Annotated in this window: 11 protein-coding genes and 2 tRNA genes; 11 read left to right on the top strand and 2 right to left on the bottom strand. The window is 44.0% G+C overall.

Going from position 1 to position 11,798, the window contains the following annotated elements:
- The first annotated feature begins 77 nt into the window (after positions 1–77).
- The 8 genes from spoVT to ACXAEA_RS01250 all read left to right on the top strand — a co-directional run bounded on the left by spoVT (position 78) and on the right by ACXAEA_RS01250 (position 6,194).
- Entirely contained in the window at positions 78–614 is a 537-nt protein-coding gene (spoVT, locus tag ACXAEA_RS01285; protein ID WP_475094156.1) for a stage V sporulation protein T, read from the top strand.
- Between the two features lie 191 nt (positions 615–805).
- Complete coding sequence (locus ACXAEA_RS01280; RefSeq protein WP_475094155.1) at positions 806–2,410, top strand: putative polysaccharide biosynthesis protein; 1,605 nt, start codon at positions 806–808, stop codon at positions 2,408–2,410.
- 31 nt (positions 2,411–2,441) lie between these two features.
- Positions 2,442–3,905 carry a bifunctional methyltransferase/pyrophosphohydrolase YabN gene (yabN, locus tag ACXAEA_RS01275; RefSeq protein ID WP_475094154.1) on the top strand — a complete coding sequence of 488 codons (1,464 nt, stop codon included), beginning with the start codon at positions 2,442–2,444 and terminating at the stop codon, positions 3,903–3,905.
- 39 nt (positions 3,906–3,944) lie between these two features.
- Positions 3,945–4,217: an RNA-binding S4 domain-containing protein gene (locus ACXAEA_RS01270; protein WP_475094153.1), complete on the top strand. Its 273-nt coding sequence runs from the start codon at positions 3,945–3,947 to the stop codon at positions 4,215–4,217.
- Between the two features lie 89 nt (positions 4,218–4,306).
- Positions 4,307–4,609, top strand: a complete 303-nt coding sequence (gene yabP, locus ACXAEA_RS01265; RefSeq protein WP_214710346.1) for a sporulation protein YabP — start codon at positions 4,307–4,309, stop codon at positions 4,607–4,609.
- On the top strand, positions 4,606–5,241 hold the full coding sequence (gene yabQ / locus ACXAEA_RS01260) for a spore cortex biosynthesis protein YabQ (protein ID WP_475094152.1): 636 nt from the start codon (positions 4,606–4,608) through the stop codon (positions 5,239–5,241). Before yabP ends, yabQ begins: the two co-directional genes overlap by 4 nt.
- A gap of 21 nt (positions 5,242–5,262) precedes the next feature.
- A complete protein-coding gene (locus ACXAEA_RS01255; RefSeq protein ID WP_475094151.1) occupies positions 5,263–5,661 on the top strand; it encodes an FtsB family cell division protein in 399 nt (132 codons plus the stop codon).
- Between the two features lie 74 nt (positions 5,662–5,735).
- Positions 5,736–6,194: a S1 domain-containing RNA-binding protein gene (locus ACXAEA_RS01250; protein ID WP_475094150.1), complete on the top strand. Its 459-nt coding sequence runs from the start codon at positions 5,736–5,738 to the stop codon at positions 6,192–6,194.
- A 608-nt stretch (positions 6,195–6,802) separates the two neighbouring features.
- On the opposite strand, the gene ACXAEA_RS01245 is transcribed toward ACXAEA_RS01250, so the two are convergent.
- Together ACXAEA_RS01245 and ACXAEA_RS01240 are read right to left on the bottom strand one after the other, a co-directional pair.
- Positions 6,803–6,874, bottom strand: a tRNA-Glu gene (locus tag ACXAEA_RS01245).
- A gap of 26 nt (positions 6,875–6,900) precedes the next feature.
- A tRNA-Met gene (locus ACXAEA_RS01240) sits at positions 6,901–6,977 on the bottom strand.
- Between the two features lie 290 nt (positions 6,978–7,267).
- On the opposite strand from ACXAEA_RS01240, the gene spoIIE reads away from it, so the two are divergent.
- The 3 genes from spoIIE to ACXAEA_RS01225 all read left to right on the top strand — a co-directional run bounded on the left by spoIIE (position 7,268) and on the right by ACXAEA_RS01225 (position 11,650).
- Positions 7,268–9,742: a stage II sporulation protein E gene (gene spoIIE, locus ACXAEA_RS01235; RefSeq protein ID WP_475094149.1), complete on the top strand. Its 2,475-nt coding sequence runs from the start codon at positions 7,268–7,270 to the stop codon at positions 9,740–9,742.
- Positions 9,743–9,903: 161 nt separating this feature from the next.
- Positions 9,904–10,641: a vWA domain-containing protein gene (locus tag ACXAEA_RS01230; protein ID WP_475094148.1), complete on the top strand. Its 738-nt coding sequence runs from the start codon at positions 9,904–9,906 to the stop codon at positions 10,639–10,641.
- Positions 10,610–11,650, top strand: a complete 1,041-nt coding sequence (locus ACXAEA_RS01225; RefSeq protein WP_475094147.1) for a protein kinase domain-containing protein — start codon at positions 10,610–10,612, stop codon at positions 11,648–11,650. Before ACXAEA_RS01230 ends, ACXAEA_RS01225 begins: the two co-directional genes overlap by 32 nt.
- Positions 11,651–11,798: the final 148 nt, after the last annotated feature.

Raw genomic sequence — 11,798 nt, 5'->3', positions numbered from 1 at the left:
ATCTTGGTAAGGATGATTAATTAAGGAATTATCGTTACCAAAAAAATAATCATCAGATGAAAGTGAGGCAACGTTGGATGAAAGCAACTGGTATTGTTCGTCGAATCGATGATTTGGGTCGTGTTGTCATTCCTAAAGAAATTAGAAGAACGCTGCGTATTCGTGAAGGGGATCCACTTGAAATATTCGTGGACCGCGACGGTGAAGTTATCTTGAAGAAGTACTCTCCTATCAGCGAATTGAGCGATTTTGCAAAGGAATATGCAGAAGCGCTTTATGACAGCCTGGGCAACCCGGTGTTAATCTGTGACAGAGATACCTTTATCGCAGTGGCCGGAGGGTCAAAGAAGGACTACTTGAACAAAAACATCAGTGAACTAGTGGAAAAGACAATGGAAGACCGTAACTCCACTCTAGTGAATCAGCAGAATAATATTTCGCTGGTTGATGGAAATGAGGAGCCTGCTTCATCCTATACAATCGGGCCGATCATTGCAAACGGTGACCCGATTGGGGCTGTAATCATTTTCTCTAAAGAAGGCTCTTTGGGAGATGTTGAACAAAAAGCTGTTGAGACAGCAGCTGGATTCCTTGCAAGGCAAATGGAGCAATAATCTAGATTCTAGTTTAAGCCGTAATTTTTTTCATACCTGAGAGGGCAGCTGTCGAAGCTGCCCCTTTTCATGTTCATACCTGCTAATTATTACGGTTATCTAACAAATTTATGATCGCCTGTCACCTTGCAGCTGCTGCTTCACCCTTGTGATATAATACGTGTGAAAACGAAATTGGAAGGAGATGGGCGATGAAGCCCGTTGCAGATTCGAAGGAATTGATGAAGGGAGCCATGATTCTGACTCTGGCAGCCCTCGTTACAAAAATTTTAAGCGCAGTTTATCGTGTCCCATTTCAAAATATTGTCGGGGACATCGGATTTTATATTTATCAGCAGGTCTATCCCTTTTTCGGGATTGTCATGGTTTTATCTACATATGGATTTCCAGTGGTGATTTCCAAGCTATATACAGAGCAGCAGGCAGCCGGGAATAGCGGGAAGGCGGACAGGCTCCTGGCCATCTCCCTTGTTTTTCTGGGAATTGTAGGTGTGCTGCTGTTTTCGTTTTTTTACTTTGCTTCCGAATGGATTGCAGAAAGAATCGGTGACCCGGAGCTCGGCCTCTTGTTCAAGGTCGTATCCGTTCCATTCCTGATCTTCCCGTTTGTCTCTGTATTCAGAGGTTACTTTCAAGGGAAAGGGAATATGGTGCCAACCGCAGTTTCGCAGGTTTCCGAACAAGCCATCCGTGTAGCGACGATCCTGGCCATGTCTGCGGCACTTGTGCAGCAGGGTTATTCCCTTTACTATGCAGGGGCGGGGGCAGTGTTTGGTTCCATTACCGGTGGGGTGGTCTCGGTTGCGGTCCTGGGTTATTTTTATCTGAAAAATAAAGATGTTCAGCCGTTCAAGCACTATCAGGCCAAGGCTTTGTTCGCGGATGCGGCCTGGGTGGTAAAAGCTCTGGTTATCCAGGGTTTTGCGATTAGCATTAGTGGCATGCTGTTAATATTGCTTCAGCTTGCAGATTCTTTGAATATGTATTCTTCGCTCCTGTCCATGGGGCTGTCAGCAGATGAAGCGAAGTCGGCAAAAGGGATCTTTGACCGGGGTCAGCCATTGATCCAGTTAGGAACTGTGGTTGCTACCTCAATGTCTTTAAGTCTTGTACCGGCCATTTCTAGTGATATATCACGGAATCGTACAGACGGAATCCTGCCAAAAATCCGGCTTGCGCTGCAGTCGAGCTTGATATTTGGAGCCGCAGCAGCGGTGGGGCTTTATAGCATCATCGTTCCGGTGAATATCATGCTGTTTGAAAATGCCGAGGGATCGAATGTACTTGGAGTGCTAAGTTTGATGATCTTGTTCGGCTCGGTGATTTTAACAATCACCAGCATCTTGCAAGGTCTTAATAAAACGCTTTTCCCTGCGGCTGTCATTTTGGCTGGTTTCGGGCTTAAATACATTTTGAACCTGATCTTAATTCCTGAAGCGGGGACAATGGGGGCTGCCAATGCCACTTTACTGGCCATGCTGGTCACAATGGTCATCCTGATTATTAAATTGAGACAAGTACTGGGCAAACCGGTACTGTCCTTCGCATTCATCGCAAAAATCCTTTTTTCTTCGGCAGTGATGGCAGTCTTTTTGCGTCTATTCTTATATGCAACAGATTTCACTTATAGTTATATTGAACCTGACAGGCTTGCTGCTGTTTTGCAGGCGCTTATTGCTGTTGGATTGGGAGCTATTGTTTATTTTTTCGTATTGATAAAATTAAAAGCCTTAACTGAAGCCGAATTAATGACACTGCCATTTGGCAGCAGGCTTGTACAGTTGTTTTTTAAATAAAGAGCTTAAATAAGACAGGAGGCAGCGGGAAATGACGAAGAAAATATTGATCATCGGCCTTGGTGCTGGAGACCTTGAACAGCTTCCGCTTGGCATTTATAGACGATTAAAGCAGGAGAAAAATCTATTTCTGCGGACAAAAGAGCATCCAGTAGTCAATGAACTTGAAAAGGAAGGCCTGCAGTTCCAATCATTCGATTCTGTATATGAAAAACATGACCAGTTTTCCGCTGTATATGAAGAGATTACAGAAACATTGCTTGCACATGCAGAACAAGGCCAGGTTACATATGCAGTACCAGGCCATCCGCTGATTGCTGAACAGGCAGTACAGCTGTTGCTGGAAAGAGGGCCGAAGCGGGATATTGAAATTGAAATCGGTGGCGGCCAAAGTTTCCTTGATGCCATGTTCCAGGCTTTAGCGATTGACCCGATCGACGGCTTTCAGCTGCTCGATGGCACGGCACTTTCCAAGGAAGACCTGCTGCTGAAAAGCCATACGATCATTGGGCAGGTGTATGATTCATTCGTCGCCTCTGACGTGAAGCTGACACTGATGGAAAAATTGCCGGATGATTATGAGGTATTCATCGTGACAGCGGCAGGCAGCAGCGAAGAGGTCATTAAGAAGGTTCCATTATTTGAACTCGACAGGGAGATGGAACTAAGCAATTTAACATCTGTTTATGTGCCGCCAGTTGAAAATGAACAAATTTTATACAAGGATTTTCTGAAGTTGCGTGGAATTATATCAGAACTGCGCGGCCCGAATGGCTGTCCCTGGGATAAGAAGCAGACCCATCAATCACTTAAGAAATATTTGATTGAAGAATCGTATGAATTGCTTGAAGCAATCGACCATGATGATATTGATCATATGATTGAAGAATTAGGCGATGTGCTTCTGCAGGTCATGCTCCATGCGCAGATTGGCGAGGATGAGGGTTATTTTACAATCGATGACGTGATTGAAGGGTTATCTTCGAAAATGATCCGCAGACATCCACATGTTTTCGGTGACAAAACTGCGGAAAACGAAGAGGAAGTCATGAAAAACTGGCAGGAAATCAAGGAGCAGGAAAAGGGCGGCACTGTAAAGTCATTGCTTGAGGGAGCTGGCAAAGGTCTGCCTAATCTGCTGAGGGCTTATGAACTGCAAAAGGAAGCAGCAAAAGTCGGCTTTGACTGGAAGACAGCAGGACCAATCCTCGATAAGATCAAGGAAGAAATCGAGGAACTTTCAGCTGAAATAAAAGAGAATGGACAGTTTGATGAAATCCAGCTCGAATATGGCGACTTGTTATTCGCACTAGTGAATTTTGCAAGGCATTACAACATTAATCCGGAAGAGGCTTTAAACAAAACAAACCAGAAATTCATGCGCCGCTTTGCTTTTATCGAACAAAAAGCCGCTGAAAAAGGGCGGAATGTCGAGGATTTCAGTCTTGAAGAATTAGATGCCTTCTGGGATGAAGCCAAGACACAGGGGTTATAAGGTAAATCGAACCAATAAAGAAAAAGGGGTTTAGATACAATGAGACTGGATAAATTTTTAAAGGTGTCAAGATTGATCAAAAGAAGAACATTGGCGAAGGAAGTATCCGATCAGGGACGAATTTCAATCAACGGTGTTCCTGCAAAAGCAAGTACGAATGTAAAAGCTGGCGATGAATTGGCGATCCGCTTCGGACAAAAGGTCGTATCAGTGAAGATTGACCGCATCCAGGAAACATCACGGAAGGATGAAGCAGCCGAGATGTATACAATTCTCGGGGAAGAAAGAATCCCAGGAGATGACGAAGAGTAAATTATGCTTCGAAGGAAGGCTTGTTCTATTCTCCCTCCCTCAATCATAAACATGTACAAAAGTGCATTATGCGATTGTGAGGGGTTATGATGAGCCAATATTATGAAACGAACCAGACAAAAAGCAATTTGCCAGACCATGATTTAGTGATGAGAGGCAGACGGACACTGGAGATTACGGGCGTAAAGCAGGTTGAAAGCTTCGATAATGAAGAGTTCTTATTAGAAACTGTCATGGGATTCCTTGCAATCAAGGGCCAGAATCTTCAGATGAAGAACCTGGATGTCGACAAAGGTATTGTATCAATTAAAGGGAAAATCTTTGATCTGGTCTATCTCGATGACCAGCATGGGGAGAAAGCTAAAGGGTTCTTTAGCAAGTTATTCCGATGACACTGTCGACCCAATTTTTGACGATGCTCGCCATGATTGGGATGGGCAGCTTATTCGGAGCTTCACTTGATACGCATAACCGTTTCTTAAAAAGGTCAAAGCGGAAATCATGGATCGTCTTCATCAATGATATCCTGTTCTGGGTGTTTCAGGGCCTGTCGATTTTCTATGTATTATTTTCAGTGAATATGGGAGAATTGCGTCTTTATATCTTCCTGGCTTTATTATGCGGTTTCGCGGCCTATCAGAGCCTGTTTAAGAAGATGTATATGAAGCTGCTGGAGCGGGTCATAGCCATCACCATCAGTATCTATATCTTCCTGGTGAAGGCTGTCAGAATGCTGGTGATCCGGCCAATGCAGTTTTTGGCCGCCACCGTTCTATCATTGCTGCTCATGACGGGGAGAGGCCTTTATGCACTTGTGAAATGGCTTCTTGCCGTTTTACTATGGTTATTGAAAAATCTATTATGGAAGCCAGTTAAGATAATTTTCCTGCTTTTTTGGAAACTTTTGCCGAAAAAGGTTAAAAAAAGCGTCGAGAAGTTATATAATAAATTGGCAGGATTTCTAATTATAGTAAAGAATTACTCTAGTAAGCCGATAAAATGGATAAAGAACTTAAAAAAATAAATGTAAGGAGGACTGCGGGGAATGAGTGTCATCAGGAAACGGAACATATCCAAGATTGAAAATCAATATGTACAGCAGCGTGAAAAAGCAGGAGTTGCGGAAACCAGGAAGCGAAAGCTGCTTTTCAGGCGCCTCGCAGTCTTTGCCCTTTTCGCATCGATCATTTCGTACTTTATGATCTCCACGTTCATTTCCCAGACTTCCGCTCTTGAAAAGAAGCAGGCGGAAAAGGAAAGGCTTGAGCAAAAAATGGCAAGTCTTGAGAAACAGCAGGAAATTCTCGATGAGGAAATCATTAAACTGAACGATGACGAATACATAGCCAAGCTTGCCCGCAAAGAATACTTCCTGTCCGAAAAGAATGAAATCATTTTCAACCTTCCTAAAGAGAAAAAGGACTCCCAAGATTCGCCTTATTGACACTCTTTTTTTATATTCTGTATAATATAATGTAAGTTTGATTTTTTATATCTTTAAGGAGGCAAAACTTTTTTATGTCAATCGAAGTAGGCAGCAAGCTACAGGGAAAGGTAACAGGCATCACAAATTTCGGGGCGTTCGTAGAACTGCCGGGCGGTTCAACTGGACTCGTTCATATCAGTGAGGTTGCAGACAACTATGTCAAGGATATCAACGACCACCTCAAAGTAGGCGACCAGGTTGAAGTAAAGGTTATCAATGTTGAGAAAGACGGCAAGATCGGTTTATCAATCAAGAAGGCTGTTGACAGGCCGGAAAGACCAGAAAGACCAGCTAGACCAGAAAGATCTGACTCAAGACCTTACTCTCAACGTCCACGCGGCGGCGGCAGAGGAAACGACAACCGCAACGCACGTCCAGAGAATTTCGAAACGAAAATGGCGAAATTCCTGAAGGACAGTGAAGACCGCCTGTCCTCTCTGAAACGCGCTACCGAATCCAAGCGCGGTGGAAGAGGAGCTAGAAGAGGCTAACTTGCTGCTAAGTGAATATATATAATAGCAGGTATCATGCTATATCAAGACAAGTCTCTCGGGGCTTGTCTTTTTTATATTCGAGTAAAAGTGTTGACTAAACTTAACGAAGAAAAGACGGACAATAATTGAATGAAACCTGGCAAAACTGTCCGTTATAGAGATGATGACGGACGAAAATGTGATGAAACCTGTTCAATATTGTTCCGTCCTAAGGGTGATGACGGACAAAAATAGGATGAAATATGGCAAAACTGTCCGTCATAGAGGTGATGACGGACGAAAATGAGATGAAACCCGGCAATATTGTCCGTCATAGGAGTGATGACGGACGAAAATGAGATGAAACCCGGCAAAACTGTCCGTCATAGAGGTGATGACGGACGAAAATGAGATGAAGCCTGGCAAAACTGTCCGTCATAGGCGTGATGACGGACGAAAATGAGATGAAACCCGGCAAAATTGTCCGTCATAGGGGTGATGACGGACGAAAATGGGAAGAACCTCGCCAAAACTGTCCGTCATAAATGTTGAAGTAAGCAATTAAATATAATAGAGTAGACACAAAAAAAACACCGTTCCATATAGGAACGGTGTTTTTTCATAGATGACCCCTACGGGATTCGAACCCGTGTTACCGCCGTGAAAGGGCGGTGTCTTAACCGCTTGACCAAGGGGCCGTATAAGTTTTTCAGATAAAATAATTTGGTAGCGGCGGAGGGGATCGAACCCCCGACCTTACGGGTATGAACCGTACGCTCTAGCCAGCTGAGCTACACCGCCATGATATTGTTTTGAGGCACAAGAAATATAATACATAGATATTGAAATAGTGTCAATGAAATTTTAAAAGAAAACTAAAATTATTGATAGGTAAATTTTAGCGCCATTTGTTCCGTTTTCGGGGATTATGGATAACTGACAGAAATTATCCGTGTTATTTCGAGTTATTGCATTATTTACAGGGAAATGCGTCGAACGAAACTTTGATGCTTGTCCTTGTTTTTGACAAACTTCTGGACAGCTCCCTTTTATAATAATCTGCAACGATAAAAAAACGGGGAGTGTATTGAATGCAAAAGGTAGAAAGGAACATGATGGAACCGATCGGTGAAGTTCATCTCGAGGAATCACGATTCAGGTTTGCAAAAGGCATGTCGAAGCTGCAATCCAAAATCGAAAACCTTTTCTTAAAAAAAGGCTATATTTTTCTGATCATTGGATTTTTGCTTGGCCGGGCCTTGATACTAGCAAAGTTGACGCCTTTTAGCCTTCCGTTTTTTGCGGCCGTATATCTCATCCGGAAAGATCGTGCGCCAATCGCGCTGTTTGGGCTGGTAGCCGGTGCTGCTACTCTATCGTTTGGCGATGCGGTTTTTACGTTCAGCTCGGTATTCTTGTTTTTGCTGCTGTACAGGTTCACAAAAAAATGGATCAAAAATGATCTGAAGGTTCTGCCATTTTATATATTTTCTACTATATTAATAGGCAAAATGTTAAAAGCTCTTATTTTGTCAGGAACTATCACTCTCTATGAAGGCATGATGGCTGGCGTGGAAGCAGGCCTAAGCCTGGTGCTGACCTTTATTTTTCTTCAGAGCATTCCGCTGCTGACGGTCAGCAAACGTAAGCAATCATTAAAGACAGAGGAAATTGTCTGTTTAATCATTATGCTTGCCTCGGTCATGACGGGAACGATTGGCTGGACAGTTTATGATTTGTCCGTGGAGCACGTAATGTCTCGTTATTTAGTGCTGCTCTTCTCCTTTGTGGCAGGAGCGACCGTGGGTTCGACAGTCGGTGTCGTGACTGGCCTGATTTTCTCACTCGCCAATGTTTCAAGTTTCTATCATATGAGCCTTCTCGCTTTTTCAGGATTGCTTGGCGGCCTGTTAAAAGAAGGGAGGAAGCCAGGTGTCGCACTTGGGCTGTTCATTGCTACACTCCTGATCGGCATGTATGGAGAGGGCGGCGGTGCGATAAGCAAGACTCTGACGGAATCAGCAGCGGCAGTATTGTTGTTCTTCCTTACACCTCAATCCCTTTCATCGAGAATCGCCAAGTATATTCCAGGGACACCTGAGTATTCTGCCGAGCAGCAGCAATATATGAGGAAAATGAGGGACGTGACTGCCCAGCGCGTCGTACAGTTTTCCAATGTGTTTGAAGCACTGTCGAAAAGCTTCTCGACACTGCAGGTTCAGGATGAAACGGTTGAAACGGATCGCGATATGGACTATTTCTTAAGCAATGTCACGGAAAAGACATGCCAGACATGCTTTAAGAAAGACCACTGCTGGACAAGGAACTTTAATACAACCTATGAATATATGAGTGAGATTATGCAGGAGATGGATCAAAATTCAGGTGCGGTCCCACAAAAACTTTCACGTGAATGGGACAAGCATTGCACGAGGTCGAAAAAAGTCCAGGAAGTTATGCAGCAGCAGCTCAGCTATTACCAGGCGAACCGGAAACTCAAAAAGCAGGTCCAGGAGAGCAGGAGGCTTGTGGCAGACCAATTGTTAGGAGTTTCGGAAGTTATGGGGGATTTTGCAAAGGAAATCCAGCGGGAGCGTGAAAATCACTCGAAGCAGGAAGAACAAATCCTTGAGTCGTTGCAGGATTTTGGCATCCAGATCGAGCATGTTGAAATCTATAGCCTGGAACAGGGGAATGTTGATATCGACATGACAATACCGTATTGCCAGGGACATGGAGAATGCGAAAAATTAATTGCGCCGATGCTATCTGATATTCTCAAGGAAAACATCGTCGTGAGTTCGGAAGAATGCTCCACATTCCCGAATGGTTTTTGCCATGTGACATTCCGTTCCGCTAAAGCCTTCACTGTATTAACTGGAGTGGCTCATGCTGCAAAGGATGGAGACCTTGTTTCAGGGGACAGCTATTCAACAATTGAGCTCAGCGGCGGAAAATACGCAATTGCGATCAGTGACGGGATGGGCAATGGTGAAAGGGCCCATTCGGAAAGCAGGGATACCCTGTTATTGCTTCAGCAGATTCTGCAATCAGGTATCGAAGAAAAGGTTGCCATCAAATCGGTGAACTCTATCTTATCATTAAGGACGACGGATGAGATTTTCTCCACTCTGGACCTGGTCATGATCGATTTGCAGAATGCCTCTTCGCGCTTCCTGAAGATTGGATCAACTCCGAGCTTCATAAAACGCGGGGGCAAGGTAATGAAGGTCCAGGCGAGCAATCTTCCGATGGGGATCATACAAGAATTCGAGGTTGATGTGGTAAGCGAGCAATTAAAAGCGGGAGACTTGCTGATCATGATGAGCGATGGCGTGTTCGAAGGGCCAAAGCATGTCGAGAATTATGATCTATGGATGAAACGAAAAATCAATGAGCTCCAAACCGACGAACCCCAGGCGATTGCCGATCTGATCATGGAGGAAGTAATCAGATCACGCGGAGGTTCGATCGAGGATGACATGACCGTTGTTGTCGCGAAAATCGATCACAATATTCCTAAGTGGGCATCAATTCCGATGTCCAATTATCAAAAAAGGGCATAACCGTTATTTTGAGTATTATGGTAATACTTTATGTATATTTCCTCTCTCCTTCGTCGAAAATGGTAACAAATTTATTTAGGCTTTTTTTCTACTATGATGTTTTCATAGGTTCTGTGAATCTGGCTTACAAATAGTGAAAAGCCTGGAAGTGAGGGGAAATTATGAAGACAGGTACAATCAGGCAAATTTTGCTCATCACAGATGGATGTTCAAACCAGGGTGAAGATCCGATTGCAATGGCAGCATTGGCAAAGGAACAGGGTATCACGGTTAATGTTATTGGAGTAATGGAGCAGGATGTTATAGATGACCAGGGTATGAAGGAAATAGAAGGGATTGCGCTATCGGGCGGCGGTGTCAGCCAAATTGTCTATGCCCAGCAGCTATCTCAAACTGTCCAGATGGTGACAAGGAAAGCGATGACCCAGACTCTCCAGGGTGTTGTGAATAAGGAGCTCCAGCAAATTCTCGGCGGGGGAAGGACTGTGGAAGACCTTCCGCCAGAACAGCGCGGGGAAGTCATGGAGGTTGTAGATGAACTTGGAGAGACAGTCGAACTGGAAGTGTTGATTCTTGTCGATACAAGTGCAAGCATGAAGCACAAGCTTCCTACTGTAAAAGAAGCACTGCTAGACTTGAGTTTGAGCCTGAATGCACGCTCAGGAGATAACCGTTTTTCGGTTTTTGTATTTCCCGGGAAAAGAAACGATGTCGAAAAATTGTTGGATTGGACACCAAAACTGGAGTCCCTTACAAGCATTTTTGCCAAGTTGACGACGGGTGGAATTACGCCAACAGGACCAGCCATTCGCGAAGCACTCTCTTACTTTAATAAAAAACGATCTTTAAGGAGCCTTCTGTCCCGTGATGATGAATCCTTCTTTGAAGAATCTGTGTAAAGTCATTCCTGGAACGATCATCGATGGGAAATGGCATAAAAACAGGTATACGATCATTAAAGAGCTTGGTTTTGGAGCGAATGGGATTGTCTATCTAGCAAGGTACAATAATATGCAAGTGGCCCTGAAAATGAGCGACAATGGAATGTCGATCACTTCGGAGGTCAATGTTTTAAAATCTTTTGCCAAGGTCCAGGGATCTGCCCTCGGGCCTTCTTTGCTGGATGTCGATGACTGGGAACGTCCCGGAAAAAAAGTCAGCTTTTATGTTATGGAATTTATCAAAGGGCCAGATTTCCTCACTTTCCTGAATCAAAAAGGCCCAGACTGGACGGGGGTCATGATTCTGCAGCTGCTTGCAGATCTGCAGCTGCTGCATGAGAATGGCTGGGTATTCGGCGATTTGAAACCCGATAATCTGATCGTGACCGGACCGCCGGCAAGGATCCGCTGTATTGATGTAGGTGGTACAACCTTGCAGGGGAGGTCTATCAAAGAATTCACTGAGTTTTTCGATAGAGGCTATTGGGGTCTGGGGAGCAGGAAAGCAGAACCAGGATATGATCTATTTGCGGTAGGGATGATCATGGTTAACACAGCATATCCGAAAAGGTTCAGTAAGACCACTGGCGGCATAAATGAAATAATGGGCAAAGTAAAGCAAAGCAATGAGTTGAAACAGTATGAAAAAGTAATATTAAACGCTCTTACCGGACATTATCAATCAGCAAGGGAAATGCGGGATGGAATCATGCAGATTCATCAGCCTGACGTTGCCACGAGAAATAGTCGAAACCCGCAAAAAACAACTTCAGGAAACCGCAGTCATCATCAGCCAAAAGCGAGTCCGCAGAGGACGAGGTCAAATGCAGCAGCAAACAGCAATGGACGGCAAACGAGAAAAGTCTATAGCAAGAAAAAGAACAGCTCATCCTTTCTTGAAACAGTATCCATCATCCTGATCATCTCCGTATTATATTTTATCTATATTTATAGTCAGGTTAACTAGATTTTTGAAACCTTTTGGTTTTCCATCCGTAAATAAGGAATGATTGGGTTAAGGTTTTGAAAATGACCTATCAAAAATGTTAAGCTGAAAAATAACAAACGGAATCATTTAGAAGATTAATGGGTTGCAGCCTTGGGTATAGTCTTAA

This window comes from Mesobacillus sp. ABV4_180, assembly GCF_056158485.1.
Note: the sequence above shows the minus strand (reverse complement) of the source record. Positions and strands in the feature narration are given on the sequence as shown.